The sequence below is a fragment of the Pseudoclavibacter sp. AY1F1 genome, from assembly GCF_002931075.1.
Taxonomy (GTDB): domain Bacteria; phylum Actinomycetota; class Actinomycetes; order Actinomycetales; family Microbacteriaceae; genus Pseudoclavibacter.
This window is the reverse complement of sequence record NZ_PSTQ01000014.1, coordinates 55,770-71,420: the sequence shown is the minus strand read 5'-3', so window position 1 is coordinate 71,420 and position 15,651 is coordinate 55,770. Positions and strand designations below refer to the sequence as shown.

Genomic DNA, 15,651 nt, shown 5'->3' with positions numbered 1-15,651 from the left:
GCATGGAAGCGGAGAGCGTCGGGGGGCTAGAAGCCGAGCTCGGCGCCGCCGTCCTGAGCGTGCTCGATGGGGTCCATCTGATCGACCGGGATGTGCGGCTTCAGCGGCACGGGAGGCAGCGCGCTGACGGGGCGATCCGGGCTCGACAGCCACTGCGGACGCTCCGGGAGCTTGCGGACAGGCTTGAAGATCTCATCCAGGCGGATGTGGTCAAGCGTCTCCTTCTCGAGGAGCTCAGCCGCGAGCTGGTCGAGGATGTCGCGGTTGTCGTTGATGACCTTCCACGCCTCGTCGTGTGCCTGTTCGATCAGCAGACGCACCTCGCGGTCGACGGTCTCCGCGACCGACTCAGAATAGTTGCGGCCCGCGCCCGCCTGCTGGCCGTAGACCGTCTCAGCAGACGACTCCCCGAGCTTCACGGAACCGACGGACGCGGTCATGCCGTACTCGGTGACCATCTTGCGAGCCGTCTTCGTGGCCTTCTCGATGTCGTTGGAGGCGCCGGTCGTCGGGTCGTGGAAGACGATCTCCTCTGCGACTCGGCCGCCCATGGCGTACGACAGCTGGTCGAGGAGCTCGTTGCGGGTGACCGAGTACTTGTCCTCGAGCGGGAGCACCATCGTGTAGCCGAGGGCGCGACCGCGCGGCAGGATCGTGATCTTCGTCACCGGGTCGGTGTGGCGCATCGCGGCGGCGGCGAGGGCGTGGCCACCCTCGTGGTACGCCGTGATGAGGCGCTCCTGGTCGTTCATGACGCGGCTGCGACGCTGAGGGCCGGCGATGACACGGTCGACCGCCTCGTCGAGGGCTTCGTTGTCGATGATCTGCGCGTTCGAGCGGGCTGTGAGCAGGGCGGCCTCGTTGAGCACGTTCGCGAGGTCGGCACCTGTGAAGCCGGGTGTCTTGCGCGCGATGACGCGCAGGTCGACGTCCTGCGACAGCGGCTTGCCCTTGGCGTGCACTGCGAGGATGCGGGCGCGGCCGTCGAGGTCGGGCGCGTCGACACCGATCTGGCGGTCGAAGCGGCCCGGACGCAGCAGGGCAGGGTCGAGCACGTCCGGACGGTTCGTCGCGGCGATGAGGATGACGTTCGTCGAGCCGTCGAAGCCGTCCATCTCGACGAGAAGCTGGTTGAGGGTTTGCTCGCGCTCGTCGTTGCCGCCGCCGATGCCTACACCGCGGTGACGCCCGACGGCGTCGATCTCGTCGACGAAGATGATGGCGGGCGAGTTCTGCTTCGCCTGCTCGAACAGGTCGCGCACGCGGCTCGCGCCGACACCCACGAACATCTCGACGAAGTCGGAGCCGGAGATGGAGTAGAAGGGCACGCCGGCCTCACCCGCGACAGCGCGAGCGAGCAGCGTCTTTCCCGTTCCGGGAGGGCCGTACAGCAGCACTCCCTTCGGGATACGAGCGCCGACTGCCTGGAACTTCGCAGGCTCCTTGAGGAACTCCTTGATCTCCTGCAGCTCCTCGAGCGCCTCATTGGCGCCCGCGACGTCGTCGAACGTGACCTGCGGGCTCTCCTTCGAGACGAGCTTCGCCTTCGACTTGCCGAACTGCATGACGCCACGGCCACCGCCGCCGCCAAGACCGCCGGCGAAGAGGATCCAGATGAAGAAGCCGATGAGCAGCAGCGGGAAGAGGATGCTGACGGCCGAAAGCAGCCAGCTCGGCTGGGGCACGTCGTCGTCGTAGCCACCGGCGGGAGCAGCCGTGTCAACGGCCGAGACGACGTCCGCGGCACGCGCATCCACGAAGTAGAACTGGACGTTCTGACCGTACTCGGGGTCGGCAGCCGTCAGCTCCATATCAACGCGGTTGTCACCGTTGACGATGACGACCTTGTCGGCCTTCTTGTCCTGGAGGAGCTCGAGGCCCTGCTGCGTCGTCACCTCGCGGGTGCCACTGCCGTTGATCAGGCTGAAACCGAGGCCGATGACCAGCACGGCGAGCACCACGATGAAGATCGGGCTCTTGAGGATCTTGGTAACTTGCTTCATAAGTCGAGACTCGAGTGGCGTGCTCGGTGCCTTTCAGCCGGTTCTTCGCCAGCGCACCAGGGCGCGCAATCGAAAGTCATGCTACTCGGCACCACCGACACGGGTGTCCAGTGTTCGCTGAAGGCGCGCGGATGCACCGGGTCTTGAAGCCCGGCCTACTCGCCGCCGTAGACGTGCGGCTGCAGCACGATGATGTCGCGCAGGTGGCGGTACTGCTCGTCGTAGTCGAGGCCGTAGCCCACGACGAACTCGTTGGGCACGTCGAAGCCGACGTAGCGAACCGGGACGTCGGACTTGAGGCGCTCGGGCTTGCGCAGCAGCGTGCAGATCTCAACGGAGGCGGGACCGCGCGACTCGAGGTTCTTCTTGAGCCACGAGAGCGTCAGGCCAGAGTCGATGATGTCCTCGACGATGAGCACGTGCCGGCCCGTGAGATCGGTGTCCAAGTCCTTCAGGATGCGCACAACACCACTCGACTCAGTACCGGAACCGTAAGAGCTCACGGCCATCCAGTCCATCTTGAGCGGGATCGTCAGCTCACGCGACAGGTCGGAGACGACCATGACCGCACCCTTCAGCACACCGATGAGCAGCGGCTCGCACTCAGCGTAATCGACCTCGATCTGGCGGGCGATCTCGGCGAGCTTCGCCTGGATCTCCTCCTCCGTGATGAGGACCTCGCGGACGTCGTTCGGAATATCAGTGGCGCGCATCCTGGCTCCCTGGGGTGGTTCAGCGCTCGAAAAATCGAGCGTGGTGTGTGGAACGGGTGAAGCTAGGCGGATTCGTCGAGGTGGTCGTCGTGCGCTGAGGCCGTCGCACCGAAGAGGATGCGGCCCTTCTCACGCTCGACGCGAATACCTGGCAGGTCGACTGGGCCCTGACCGCGCCACTCCGTCGCGAGGGCCGTGACGGCCATCGTGTGGCGGCGCGTGAGCGAGACACCGAAGCCCTGCTCGGCGACGATGCGGCAGATGCGCTGGCGCAACGCGGGAGGCTGCGCGACGATTCCCCCGACGTCGAGGGAGATGCGGCCGTCCGCATCTGTGTTGACGATCTCGTGCGCCCACTCGAGGGCAAGCGCATCCAATGTTTCGGAGTCTTCGCGCAGGGTTGTCGCCGTGCGGGCGAGCGCCTCCGAGATGCCAGGCCCGAGCTCCTTCTCGAGGAGCGGAAGCACCGTGTCGCGCACGCGGACACGCGTGTACGCGGGGTCGCTGTTGTGCGGGTCGATCCACGGCGTCAGGCCCTGGTCTTCGCACGCCTGGACCGTCACCTGGCGGTGCAGGCCGAGCAGCGGGCGCAGCAGGGTGCCCGTGACAGGAGCCATACCGTGCAGGCTCTTCGCGCCGGAACCGCGCGCGAGGCCAAGCAGCACCGTCTCCGCCTGGTCGTCGAGCGTGTGCCCGAGAAGCACCCAGGATGCTGCCGTCTCGACACGCACAGCCTCGATCGCCTCGTAGCGGGCCACACGGGCGGAAGCCTCCGGGCCAGCACCGAGGTCTTCGACGTTCACACGCACGACGCTCACTGGGGCGAGGCCAAGCTCAGCGGCCTGCTCGGCGGCGTGCTCGGCGATCTTCGCAGAACCCGCCTGCAGGTCGTGATCGATGATGATCGCACCGGCCTCGACCTCGAGGCGCTTCGCCTCGAAAACCGTGGCGGCAGCAAGAGCCAGCGAGTCGGGTCCGCCACTCAGCGCAACAAGAATTCGGTCACCCTTTTGCACACGCCCGAGGAGCGAACCACGGACGGCTCGACGAAGGTCGGCGACTGCTGGAGTGAGGCGAGGGCGATCTGACACAGGTACAGCCTAAACGCGCCCGCGCGAACCGTCACGCTCAGAGCCGGAACATCCCTCGATGACAGCCACGCGCACGGCCCTGCAAGGGCGCAACCTCAACGCTTGCGGCCGAAAAGGAAGTACGAGATCGGGCCGACGAAGTTCACCAGCGAGAAAGCACCCCACGCGAGTCGCGACCCCCGAACCTGGCTCGGCTTGCGGCGCAGCAGGCTCACGAGCGCCGCACCGAGCAACGTGAACTGCACGCCGGCGACCAACGCCGTCCCCAACGTCAACGCGTGCGGGAGCGCCTGACCAGTCCCCTCACGGAGCGGGATGAACGGGTCGACATGCAGCGCTTCCTTGAGATCAGGCATGCAGACCAGCATGCCACGGGAACACCCCGCGAACACAGCACGGAGTCAAACGACGAGTCACGCCGCACGCCCAGGCCCCTGGTGACAGAAACCAGAGCATCCGCACCCCCAGCCGAGGCGCATCCACTACCCTGAACCCGAACGAAACCAACGGTTTCGTGCGGCGAGCAGCGCCAGACCGGGCCCCGCCGACAAGCCACACAGAATGAGCGCCACCAGGCGCAACGAAGGAGCGCCATGGGCAGCTACGACGTCGTCATCGAAATCCCGCGCGGAAGCCACAACAAGTACGAGGTCGACCACGAGACCGGTCGCGTCTTCCTCGACCGCGTGCTCTTCACGCCGTTCGTGTACCCCGTCGACTACGGCTTCTTCGAGCACACCCTCGCAGACGACGGCGACCCCCTCGACGCGCTCGTGCTGCTCGAGTACCCGCTCTTCCCGGGCGTCGGCCTCAAGGTGCGCCCCGTCGGCGTGCTCAACATGGCAGACGAGGCAGGCGGAGACGACAAGATCCTCTGCGTCCCCGCGAAGGACCCCCGCTGGGCGAAGATCCAGGACCTCGGCGACGTCGACGACTCCACCAAGGACCAGCTCAAGCACTTCTTCGAGCACTACAAGGACCTCGAGCCCGGCAAGTGGGTCAAGGTCGAGGCCTGGGGCGACGCAGCCGCCGCCGAGGCGATCATCGAGCGCTCCATCGCGCAGTACAAGCCCGCCGAATAGGCACCGTCCGCCGCCTCGACCGGCGACAGGCTGACGAAGCCCCGCATCCCCTGACGAGTTCAGCGGTGGATGCGGGGCTTCTTCGTGCGCCGGTGCGGCAGCCGCTGTCCAACATGAGTGCAATATCAGGGCCCTGCAGTCCCTAAAGCACAGAATCGCGCGAAATCGCACTGATGTTGGACAGACATCAAGCGCAAGGGGGCGTCGTGCGGGCAACCGCCACCCACGTCGCACGCAGAAGGGCGGCTCCCCGCCGAAGCGAGGAGCCGCCCTTCGTTCGCGCTGACGTCAGCTGACGTGCGCGCGAATCAGAATCAGTAGTAGTAGATGCCTGCTGAGGCGAGCCACGGCTTCGGGTCCATCAGCGTGCCCCAGTACTTCAGCTCGAAGTGAAGGTGGCAGCCGGTGGATGAACCGGTCGTTCCGGCGTAGGCGAGCACATCGCCTGCATTCACGGTCTGGCCGACGTAGACGTTGATGCCGCCGTCCATGATGTGCGAGTAGGAGACCTGGGTGCCGTTGCCGAAGTCGAGCACAACGTGGTTTCCGAAGCCACCGTTGTAGCCGGCGTATGTGATCGTGCCACTGTGCACCGCGTAGAGCGGGGCGCCGCACGTTCCGCCGTTGACGCCGAGGTCAAGGCCGTTGTGCATGCGGTACGTGCCGAAGATCGGGTGGAGGCGCATGCCGTATTCGTCGGTGACGACGCCACTGCTGATCGGTCCGTAGTAGCCGGCGAGCACACCGCTGGGGGTCTCCGGCGTTGTGGGCGCGACAACCTCTGGCACGGGTTCGGGCTCGGGCTCCGGCTCGATCTCGATGTCTGGCTTCTTCGGCTCCTCGGGGAGGATCTCGATGTCAGGCTTCGTGGGATCCGGCTCGGGCGCCACCGTGGGCTCGGTCGTCGGCTGCGGCTCGGGTGCCGTGGTCGGCTCCGGAGCGGTCGTGGGCTCTGGCGCCGTCGTCGGCTCCGGCGTCACCGGGTCCGGGTTCGGGGCCGGCGTCTCAGCAGGTGTGGTCGGCTGCTGAGGCGTTACCGGCGCGGTCGGGTCAGCTGTTGCTGTCGGCGGCGTCGAGGGCTGCCGGGGCGGAGCGACCTGTGCTGGCGGTCGGAGCGACTCTGGTGCCACCGAGGGGTCCGTGGGGTCGGTCGGAGCAAGCGGTGCTGCGGCTTCGGGCACGACCGTCGAGATGTCGGGCTTCGGCGGGGCCTGCACGCCGGCGGCCTCAGCCTCGTCGACAGCCTGCTTGTACGCCTCTTCCTGGTACGCGGCGGCAGCCTCGGCGCGCTCCTTGTTGGTCTGCGCGACCTGGTCCTGACGAAGCTTCTCGCCGGCCGCGTAATCGGTGGCCGTGACGTCGCGCTTCTCCTTGAGAGGCGCGAGCATGGCCTGGAGGTCGGCCTTCTTGTCGTCGGCGAGGTACTTCTCGTTCTGAAGGACAACCTGTTCGGCCTGGGCGGCGTCGAACTTGGTCTTCGCGTCAGCTTCGAGCTTCGCGAGCTCGTCGTGCGCGGTCGTGGCCTGGGTTCCGAGGACGTCTGCGGTGTTCTTCTCCGTGACGGCCTGGTTGTAGATGCCGTCGGTCTGCTCGGAGAGCTTGCTGATCGTGCCGAGCTGGTAGAGGAGCGTGTCGGCGTCGCCCGGGTTGAGGAAGAGCGCGAGCTTAGGGTCGCCGGCTCCACGGGTGCTCATGGCGGCGGCCAGTTGGCCTGCCTTCTCACGAGACGTCGAGGCCTTCTCTTCGGCCGCATCCGCCTGCTCCTGCAGGATCGTGACCTCGGCGAACTTCTCACTCGACGCGGTCTGCGCTTTGCCGTGCTCTTCGCCGGCGGTCTTCGCCTGGGCCGCGGCGGCAGTGACCTTCGAGTCGAGGTCGGCGATCTGCTGCTCGATCTCGGCGATCAGCGATTCCTGGCGGTCGACGTTGCCTTCGGCGGCGACGACGTCCTCCCATGTGGCGTAGTCGTCATCCGCGGCGAATGCGGGACCAGCGGAGAGCGCAAGCGCGGCCAGAACGGCGGCGGATGCTGCACCGACGAGCGGGGTACGCCAGCGGTCGCGGAGTCGCAGGGGCTTTCGGCTCCTGGTGGCGGGCATTCGCTCTCCTCGTGGTGAATCTCGGGTGCGGAACGAGGCGGACGCCTCTGCGGCAACGCGAGACTGCATCTACCACTGCAGTCACTCGTTTCACACCAACAACACGAGAAACAGTAACAAGTTTGTCAACATCTGCCTAGCGCGTCACAGAGACCCGGGTGATGAAACCTGTACCGGGTCGTCGTGTGGGCCGGAATCTCGCGCCTCGCGGGGTGCATCCGGATACGAGGAAGCCTGCGCTCGCACCACATCCGTCGAGGCGCGACACGCCGAAGCCGCACGGATGCCGCGCCGGATTTGCCGTGATCGGAAAACGCCCCTATGCTCTTCTCTCGGTAGTCAAGTCAGCTACAAGCACTCGGCCCCATCGTTTAGCGGCCTAGGACGGCGCCCTTTCACGGCGTTAACACGGGTTCGAATCCCGTTGGGGTCACGGTCGTGACAACACCAGGTGCTGGGATGCTGTACATTGAACTGTCGCAATCGAATACGGATGAATCAGCCCAGGCTGAAACACCAAAGTTAGGCCCTGTAGCGCAGTTGGTTAGCGCGCCGCCCTGTCACGGCGGAGGTCGCGGGTTCAAGTCCCGTCAGGGTCGCCAAGCATCTTGCCCTCTTCTCGAAGAGGGCAATTTGCAAGGGCGACGAACATCAGTGAGTCGCCAAGAGGCACCAGCCTCCGGCTCTGTAGCTCAGTTGGTAGAGCGCACGACTGAAAATCGTGAGGTCACGGGATCGACGCCCGTCGGAGCCACTGAAACCCTTGTGCGGCTTCTACGCACAGGGGTTTCTTTACGTCTGCGGTCCTTCTGCCCCGCATCTCCGACCGCTGGTGCTCTGTTGCGCTGCTCAGCTCAGGCCACGCCCGGCAGCACGCGGTAGACGCGTCGAGCCCGGCCCTTCGTGAAGCCCGCCCGCACGTACCGCTCGAGCAGCGCATCCGTTGCAGCGGCCGCGACGATGATCGAGCCGGGCGGCGCGTCCTCGATCAGGCGCCTCGCGAGCATGACCGCCGTCAGCCGCGTGCCGGGGAGCTGCGCGAGAGCCGCGACCATCCACCTGTCCCCCTTCGGGGTCTCCGGCCCGGACGCCGAAAGTGTCGTCCCGCCCGGCTGCACCAGGGCGATGACGGCGCCGACGAGGAAGGCCGCGTAGACGAGCATCCCGAGCAACAGCATGAGCAGCGCATCCAAGATCAGGATGCTCGCGACCCACAGCGCAAACGCCGCGGCAGTCACGAGACCGACGACCAGGCCGTCGCGGATCGGCCGGCGCCGCGCGAACAGCACTGTTCCCGTGCGCGACTCATCGAGGTAGAGCCCACCTCGAAGCGTCATCGGCAGGATCGAGAACGCGTAGAGCGACACCGAGAGCACCGCCAGCGGCTTGTTCGGCGTGGATGCGCGCGCCGAGATCCACGCGGCGCGCGGCAGATCGCGCAAAGTCGACGGATGGGGACGCGCTTCGGGGGAACGTGGGGGCATCCCGACCAGCGTATCCGGACCGGATCATGGGACGCGGCGGCGCATCCGTATGCAAGATGCAGGTTCGTCGCGAAACGAGGATGCGTCTCACTCACTTTTCCCAAGAGGTTGGGGGGCTGGGGCTGGGATACGGGGGCACGTCCGGGAGGCGGGGCACGTCCAGGAGGCGGGGCACGGGCGCGGCGTCAAGAGAGCGGCGGCGAGCGGCGGGCCGGCCTACGCCGTGACGTTGACCTGGATCTCGTGGTGGCCGGTAGCGCCGTCGGGGACGACGTTTGCGCGCGCATCTGTCTGCACTTCGCCGTCGCTCGAGGTGGCCCGCACGCGCACGGAGTGCTCGCCGGTGGGGGCGTCCCAGTCGAGCTTCCACTGCAGCCACGTGTCGTCGGAAATGGGCGCTGCGAGCTCGGTCGGTTGCCATTCGCCGTCGTCGATCTGCACCTCGACGGCCTCGATGCCCGTGTGCTGCTGCCATGCGAACCCGGCGATCGTCGTCGGCCCGGCGTTGAGGCTGCCGCCGCTCGGCACATCGATGCGCGAACCGATCTTGATCGGCCCCTTGGCGCTCCAGCCACGGTCGGTCCAGTACGCGTTCACGCGGTCGAAGCGCGTCACCTCGAGGTCGACAACCCATTTCGTCGCCGACACGTACCCGTAGAGGCCAGGCACGACCATCCGCACGGGGAAGCCGTGCTCGGCGGGCAGTGGCTCGCCGTTCATGCCGACCGCGAGGATCGCGTTGCGGTCGTCGGTGAGCGCGCCGATCGGGGTGCTGGCGGTCCAGCCGTCGGCCGACTTCGACAGCACCATGTCGGCGTCCGCCTGCGGGCCGGCACGTTTGAGGAGCTCGCGCAGCGGGTAGCCGAGCCAGAGCGCGTTGCCGATGAGACCGCCGCCGACCTCGTTCGACACGCACATGAGGGTCGTGATGCTCTCCTCGAGCGGCAGGGCGAGCAGCTCGTCCCAAGTGATGGTCACCTCGTTGTCGACAAGGCCGTGGATGCGCAGCGACCAGCCCTCCGGGTTCACGAGCGGCACGCTCAGGGCGGTGTCGATGCGGTAGAACTCCGCGTTCGGCGTCACGACGGGCGCAAGGCCCGGGATCTCGAACTGGGCGCCCGCGGGGACAGCGGCGGCCTTGAGCGCGGCCGCGGGCAGGGCGATGGCCTCGCGGACGGCCGTGACGGCGCGAGTTCCGGCGGAAAGGGCTGCGCCGGACGCGGCCGCGATCACGCCGACGACAAGGGATGCTCCCGAGTAGATCAGGAAGCGGCGGCGGTCGACGCCGACGGGCGGGGTGGCTTCGCGGTCAGCCACGGCCTCCTTGATTTCGGGGGTTTCAGCGACTTCAGTGGGCTGCAGCGAGCCGGCCGCAGCGGCCCGGCTCGTCGCGCCGATCGCCGAACTCCGGGATGCGGCGAGCTCAGACTCGCTCACCCGCTGCCGCGCACGCTGCTCGGCCTCCGCGAGCGTCTTCGCGAGGAACTGCAGCGTCAGCACGGCAACGACCATCGCGAGGAGCGGCGGCACGGTGTCGAGCGGAGAGAAAGGGGTACGTGTGGCGACGGCGACCGCGCCGATCGCGGCGATGAGCCCGATGAGCACCCGCCCCCACGGCGGACGACGGCGCTCGAGCACTCCGGCGACCGCGGCGACCACAAGCAGCACAACGGCGACAAGCGCGATCAGGGCGATCTTGTCCGCCGTCCCGAAGAGGGCGATCGCCGCATCCTTCGCCCACGGTGGAGCGAGGTCGATGAGGAGGGCTCCGACGGCGACGATCGGGCTCGCCGTCGTCTGCAGGAACGCGGCGGCGAGCTCGCCGAGACCGACGCCAAGCGCCGCCGCACCGAGGCCGGCGAGGCCAGCGGGAGCTGCGCCGCGGAGACTGCGGCGTCGCGGTTCTGCCGCTACGGTGCTGGGTTCGGGTGACATGGCGGATACGGTACGCGCGCGAAACCCAGCCGGGCTGAGTGCGGGTGGATTGCGTGAATCCACTGTGAAAACGGGGAGTGGCTCGCCCGCGTGCGGGCGGCCAAACACCCACGCCAACGTGCGTCAGCTGTCCCCGCCTGGCAGACTGGGGGCTTTGTGCCGCCTCCCCCGGGCGCACGCGCATCCGGCGCCGTCACGACCCCGGCGCCCGAGAAGGGCCGGCTTGTCAGCGCTCAACGTCCTCGTCAATCTCCTCCGGGGCGCACTCATCGGCGTGTCGGAGATCATCCCGGGCGTCAGCGGCGGCACGATCGCGCTGCTGATCGGCGTCTACGAAACCCTCATCGACTCCGCGGGGCACCTCGTGCGGGGTGTGGTGCGCGCAGCCGTCGACACGGTGCGACGCCGCGGCCTCGCCCGGGCGCGCGAGCACTTCGGGCAGGTCAAGTGGGGCGTCGTACTCCCCATCGGCGTCGGGATGCTCGCGGCGATCGTCGTCGCCGCCCGCCTCGTCGCGCCCCTCATCGAGGCACACCCCATGCCATCGCGGGCCCTCTTCGCTGGGCTCATCGCCGTGTCGCTCATCGTTCCCGCGCGGATGCTCGGGGCACGCTGGCAGCTGCGCGACTACGCGATCGCCGTGCCGGCCGCGGTCCTGAGCTTCGTGCTCACGGGCCTCCCATCGGCGAACGACGCCGACCCATCCCCCATCGCCATCTTCGTGTCGGCCGCCGTCGCGATCTGCGCGCTGGTGCTGCCCGGGGTCTCCGGCTCGTTTGTGCTCGTCACGACGGGCATGTACGAGCCGACGCTGCGCGCCCTCAACTCCCTCGACTTCGGCTACATCGCGCTGTTCGCGGTCGGTGCCGTCACGGGCCTCGCCCTCTTCGTGCAGGTGCTGCTGTGGCTCCTCTCGAAGCACCGCCGTGTGACGCTCGCACTCATGACGGGCCTCATGGCCGGATCGCTGCGTGCCCTGTGGCCGTGGCAGACCGACGACCGCGAACTGCTCTGGGCGTCGGGTGACGTTCTCGGCCCGGTCCTGTGGTTCCTGCTCGGCGCTGCGATCGTCGCAGCGCTCCTCATCTCCGAGTGGATGCTCGTGCGCCGCGCACTCCGGAAGGCCCAGGACGCGCATCCGCACCACTAGCCCCGGGGGAACCCCACAGTCCCGAGAATCCCCACAGGCCCGTCGAATGTCGGTCGTGCTCGCTAGCATGAGTTCCGCATCCACTCGACAGCAGGGAAGTGCCCGATGAGCCTCGTTCCAACGGATCCATACGCGTCACAACCGGACGACGGCCCCTACGGCTCGTCGCACGCGACCAACGCGCCCTCATCGCCCGCAGCTGGCTGGTACCCAGACCCGACAGGAAGACAGCGCTACTGGGACGGAGCGCAGTGGGGCCACTACGCCCCGAACCAGGCGCCCGCCGCCAATGCGCCCGTGCTGTACCAGCAGACGGTTGTCGTCAGCGGCGGCAAGGAAGTCGGCATCACGTATGTGCTCGCGATCTTCCTCGGCGGGCTCGGCATCCACAACTTCTACCTCGGCCGCACCGGCATCGCAGTGACGCAGCTTGTGCTCTACCTGGTCGGCTTCGCGACGTCGTGGCTCGGCATCGGGCTGCTGCTCGTCTTCGGCGTCGCCATGTGGGTCATCGTCGAGCTCTTCCTCATCCCACAGTTCGTGCGCGAGGCCAACGCTCGCCTCGCCGGGGCCGGGGCCTACGCAGCGAACCCGGGATACGGGCCGGCGGGCGGCGGCGGGCCGTACCCGGGCCAGTACTAGACGCGTTCGGAACACGGCGGAACAGCAGTACGGCCGGGCCGGTCTGGGCTGGCTGAGCTGAGCTGGGCCGGGCCGGGCCGGCCGGGCCGCTAACGGGTCTGGGTCGTGCCTGCCGCGCTGGGCTCCTCAGCTCAGCTCAGCTGAGCGAGAAGGCCCGATTGCCCCAGGCTGTGCGCAGGTCCGCGTCGAGGTCATCGACCACACGATCGGTGTGGTCAATGACCAGCGTCGAACGGGCCTCACCGAACGCAGGCCACAGCACCGCCCCCGGTAGGCCTGCGTCGGTGGGCTGTCCTTCGCGGGCGAACGACGTCCAGAGGGCGAGCATCCGGTCGGAGACCTCCCCGGCCTGTCGGCGTCCGCCGAGCTTGTAGGCAAGACCGCGAGGGTCGGTGTCGAGGTTGCCCCACACAGACGCAACCTCTGTTCCGTGCGTGGCACCGAGTCGCAGCACCTTGAGCAGGGGCGTCGCGAAGTCGAACCGGTAAAGGTAGGTCGGTGCGATCCGCGCGTGGCCTTCCGCGATCCAGACTGTCGGCATGCGGAAGCCGACGTCGCGCGCGATGCCGAGCCCGACCATCCGCTGCCTGACCCCCTCGTAGGCGTCGAGGATATGCTCCCTGTCCGGCATGTCGATCGACGGGTTCTCGGCGGCGATCTCGGTGATCATCGTCGTCAGCGCTTTCTCACCGACCGGCAGCAAAGGTGACTTGGCGAGCTTGAAGAACGTCGCCTCATCGCGGTTGGTGCCGATGATGAGCGGCACGGGCAGCCCGCGGCCCTCGCTGAGGACAGTAACCGGATGCTCTGGCACCAGCTCGCCGTCGACGACGGGCGCGAAGGCGAGCGTGCCGGGGAACTCGGTCGGGATCTCCGCGAACAGCTCACCGGACGTCTCCACAATGCTCGAGACGGGGAGGGTGCGCAGCGCCGCCAAGCCGTCCGGCGTGATCCCCAGCTTTTCGACGAACCGCTCCGCGACGATCTTCGCCCGCCCGAGCCCGTACACGCTGGTCGCTGGTGAGCTCTCGACGATCGCGGCCGAGAACAGGCCGCTCGCCGATGGCGTCGCGAGCAGCGTCGACACGATGCCAGCGCCCGCCGACTCCCCGAAGATGGTCACCCGCGCCGGGTCGCCGCCAAACGCGCCGATGTTGGACTGCACCCATTCGAGGGCACACAGCACGTCTCGGAGCGCGAGGTTCGAGTCGAAGTGCCCGTCCGCACCGTCGAGCGTCGAGAGCTCCAGGAACCCGAGGCCGCCCAGCCGGTAACCGAGCGTGACGACGATGATGTCGCCGCGGTCGGCGAGCGCCGCCCCGTCGAACACCGGTTGCGTCGTGCCGCCGAGCACGTAGGCGCCGCCGTGCACCCACACCATCACGGCGCGCGGCGGGGCCTCGGGGGCCCCGGTCGCGGTCGGTCTCCACACGTTCAGGAACAGGCAGTCTTCGTCGGTGAGGGCGTTCTCCCCGACGTCCATCGCCTTGACGCGAGCCTGCGGGGCGATTGGACCGGAGATGCGCGCATCAACGACCCCGCTCCACGGCGAGACCGGGACGGGGGCCCGCCAGCGCAGCTCAGCGGTCGGCCGCTCCGCGTAGCGGATGCCCAGCCAACGCTCGGTCTGCCCGGCCACGTCGCCGCGGAGCGTGCCGTTCGGAGTCTCGACCAGCGGATGCGCAGGGGCCGGCGCATGCTGCTTCTGCGCAGGCGCGGGCGGCTGGGTCGGCGCAGGAGGCTCAGCAGAGGGCATGGGACGCTCCGAGGTCAGCGGCGGGAGATTCGAGTCACCAGCTTCCCATCGCGGCCCCATCTCATCGGCGTGCCGCCGTCTACGCGAACATGCCCTCGATGGGGCCGCGGGCGAAGTAGATGAGGAAGCCGACGGCGACGATCCACAGGAGCGGCGAGACCTTGCGCGCTTTGCCGGTCAGGGTCTGCACGAGCACCCACGAGATGAAGCCGGCGCCGATGCCGTTCGCGATCGAGTAAGTGAGCGGCATGATCACGATCGTCAGGAAGACCGGGAGGGCGACCGAGAAGTCGTCCCACTTCAGCTCGCGCACCTGCGACACCATCAGCACACCGACAACCACAAGCGCGGCGGCCGCAACCTCGAGCGGGACGATCTGCGTCAGCGGCGTGAAGAACATCGCCAGCAGGAACATCACGCCGGTGACGACGCTCGCGAGACCCGTGCGGGCGCCTTCGCCGACGCCCGCCGCAGAGTCGACGAAGATCGTGTTCGACGAGCTCGACGTCGCCCCACCCGCGACGGCTCCGATGCCCTCGACGACCAGCGACGACTTGAGGCGAGGGAAGTTGCCTTCCTTGTCCTGCAGACCAGCCTCACGCGTCAGGCCCGTGAGCGAGCCGACCGCGTCGAAGAAGTTCGTGAAGACCAGCGTGAAGACGAGCATCACGCCGGCCAGAATGCCGATGCGCTCGAACGCCCCGAAGTTAAACGCGCCGATGAGGCCGAGGTCTGGCACCGAGACGATCTGCGTCGGCAGCATCGGGACGTTGAGCGACCATCCGCCCTCGTTCTCGAACGCCGGTCCGAGCTTCATGATCGCCTCGACGACCACCGCGACGATCGTGGTGCCGACGATGCCGATGAGCAGCGCACCCTTCACGCGGCGCGCCATGAGCACACCCATCACGATGAGGCCGATCACGAAGATGAGCGTCGGAACGGTCGTCACCGAACCGCCGACCCCCAGCTGGACGGGCGGCGACGCGTTCCCCGAGGACGTGACGAAGCCCGCATCCACGAGCCCGATGAAGGCCAGGAACAGGCCGATGCCTACCGTGATCGCCGTCTTCAGCTGCGGCGGCACGGCGTGGAAGATCATCTCGCGAAGGCGGGTCGCCGACAGGACGACGATGACCAGGCCGTTGATGACCACGAGCCCCATCGCCTCAGCCCACGTCACCTGCTGCACGACGTTGACCGCGAGGAACGAGTTGATGCCGAGGCCCGCCGCGAGACCGAACGGGAGGTTCACGATGACGCCGAACAGGATCGTCATGACCCCGGCGGTGAGGCCCGTGACCGCGGCCACCTGCGACGCCTGCAGCCAGCCGCCCTCGACGTCGAGCGTCGCCTGGTCCTGCGAGAATCCGCCGAGGATCAGGGGGTTCAGGATGACGATGTACGCCATCGTCATGAACGTGACGAGCCCGCCCCGGATCTCGCGCGGCACGTTCGAGCCACGGTGCGTGATCTCGAAGAACGTGTCGAGGCGCTCCTTGAACGTCGAGCCGCTGCCGCGCTTCGTCGGCGCCACCTGGGTCGCACGCGTTGGAGTGGCGACGTGCCCGCCGTCGCCGCCTTCCGCCTGTTCGTGATCCACTGCTGACTCGTGGCTGTCGCTCATGCGGCTCCCCTGATCGTGCTGCTCGCGGTACAGGGACAAGCGTAGCCAGCGCGCGCAGTGCCCGTTGCC

At 67.9% G+C, this 15,651-nt stretch carries 12 protein-coding genes and 3 tRNA genes; 6 read left to right on the top strand and 9 right to left on the bottom strand.

Annotation, left to right across the window (positions count from 1 at the left end; genetic code table 11):
* Nucleotides 1–26: 26 nt before the first annotated feature.
* The 4 genes from ftsH to C5B85_RS16655 form a co-directional block, all read right to left on the bottom strand.
* Nucleotides 27–2,003, bottom strand: coding sequence for an ATP-dependent zinc metalloprotease FtsH (ftsH, locus tag C5B85_RS16670; protein ID WP_104287129.1), 1,977 nt, complete (start codon nucleotides 2,001–2,003; stop codon nucleotides 27–29).
* Between the two features lie 155 nt (nucleotides 2,004–2,158).
* A complete protein-coding gene (gene hpt, locus C5B85_RS16665) occupies nucleotides 2,159–2,716 on the bottom strand; it encodes a hypoxanthine phosphoribosyltransferase (protein ID WP_068479631.1) in 558 nt (185 codons plus the stop codon).
* A 62-nt stretch (nucleotides 2,717–2,778) separates the two neighbouring features.
* Nucleotides 2,779–3,807 (bottom strand): tRNA lysidine(34) synthetase TilS, encoded by a 1,029-nt coding sequence (gene tilS / locus C5B85_RS16660; protein ID WP_104287128.1) that lies wholly within the window; start codon nucleotides 3,805–3,807, stop codon nucleotides 2,779–2,781.
* A gap of 95 nt (nucleotides 3,808–3,902) precedes the next feature.
* Nucleotides 3,903–4,163 (bottom strand): PLDc N-terminal domain-containing protein, encoded by a 261-nt coding sequence (locus tag C5B85_RS16655; protein WP_104287155.1) that lies wholly within the window; start codon nucleotides 4,161–4,163, stop codon nucleotides 3,903–3,905.
* A 237-nt stretch (nucleotides 4,164–4,400) separates the two neighbouring features.
* Here C5B85_RS16655 and ppa point away from each other — a divergent pair, with 237 nt between their 5' ends.
* Complete coding sequence (ppa, locus tag C5B85_RS16650) at nucleotides 4,401–4,889, top strand: inorganic diphosphatase (RefSeq protein WP_068479635.1); 489 nt, start codon at nucleotides 4,401–4,403, stop codon at nucleotides 4,887–4,889.
* Between the two features lie 314 nt (nucleotides 4,890–5,203).
* Here ppa and C5B85_RS16645 read toward each other — a convergent pair whose 3' ends face one another.
* Nucleotides 5,204–6,988 carry a peptidoglycan DD-metalloendopeptidase family protein gene (locus C5B85_RS16645; RefSeq protein ID WP_104287127.1) on the bottom strand — a complete coding sequence of 595 codons (1,785 nt, stop codon included), beginning with the start codon at nucleotides 6,986–6,988 and terminating at the stop codon, nucleotides 5,204–5,206.
* Between the two features lie 360 nt (nucleotides 6,989–7,348).
* Here C5B85_RS16645 and C5B85_RS16640 point away from each other — a divergent pair.
* The 3 genes from C5B85_RS16640 to C5B85_RS16630 all read left to right on the top strand — a co-directional run bounded on the left by C5B85_RS16640 (nucleotide 7,349) and on the right by C5B85_RS16630 (nucleotide 7,742).
* Nucleotides 7,349–7,421, top strand: a tRNA-Glu gene (locus tag C5B85_RS16640).
* Nucleotides 7,422–7,513: 92 nt separating this feature from the next.
* Nucleotides 7,514–7,590, top strand: a tRNA-Asp gene (locus C5B85_RS16635).
* A gap of 79 nt (nucleotides 7,591–7,669) precedes the next feature.
* Nucleotides 7,670–7,742, top strand: a tRNA-Phe gene (locus C5B85_RS16630).
* Between the two features lie 100 nt (nucleotides 7,743–7,842).
* Here C5B85_RS16630 and C5B85_RS16625 read toward each other — a convergent pair.
* Together C5B85_RS16625 and C5B85_RS16620 are read right to left on the bottom strand one after the other, a co-directional pair.
* Nucleotides 7,843–8,472 (bottom strand): hypothetical protein, encoded by a 630-nt coding sequence (locus C5B85_RS16625; protein ID WP_146077988.1) that lies wholly within the window; start codon nucleotides 8,470–8,472, stop codon nucleotides 7,843–7,845.
* Between the two features lie 216 nt (nucleotides 8,473–8,688).
* Entirely contained in the window at nucleotides 8,689–10,407 is a 1,719-nt protein-coding gene (locus tag C5B85_RS16620) for a molybdopterin-dependent oxidoreductase (RefSeq protein WP_104287125.1), read from the bottom strand.
* A gap of 223 nt (nucleotides 10,408–10,630) precedes the next feature.
* Here C5B85_RS16620 and C5B85_RS16615 point away from each other — a divergent pair, with 223 nt between their 5' ends.
* Nucleotides 10,631–11,557: a DUF368 domain-containing protein gene (locus C5B85_RS16615; protein ID WP_258070862.1), complete on the top strand. Its 927-nt coding sequence runs from the start codon at nucleotides 10,631–10,633 to the stop codon at nucleotides 11,555–11,557.
* Nucleotides 11,558–11,662: 105 nt separating this feature from the next.
* A complete protein-coding gene (locus C5B85_RS19625) occupies nucleotides 11,663–12,199 on the top strand; it encodes an NINE protein (RefSeq protein WP_104287123.1) in 537 nt (178 codons plus the stop codon).
* Between the two features lie 136 nt (nucleotides 12,200–12,335).
* On the opposite strand, the gene C5B85_RS16605 is transcribed toward C5B85_RS19625, so the two are convergent.
* Nucleotides 12,336–13,955, bottom strand: a complete 1,620-nt coding sequence (locus C5B85_RS16605; protein ID WP_104287122.1) for a carboxylesterase/lipase family protein — start codon at nucleotides 13,953–13,955, stop codon at nucleotides 12,336–12,338.
* A gap of 79 nt (nucleotides 13,956–14,034) precedes the next feature.
* Complete coding sequence (locus C5B85_RS16600; RefSeq protein WP_104287121.1) at nucleotides 14,035–15,582, bottom strand: NCS2 family permease; 1,548 nt, start codon at nucleotides 15,580–15,582, stop codon at nucleotides 14,035–14,037.
* Between the last annotated feature and the right edge of the window lie 69 nt (nucleotides 15,583–15,651).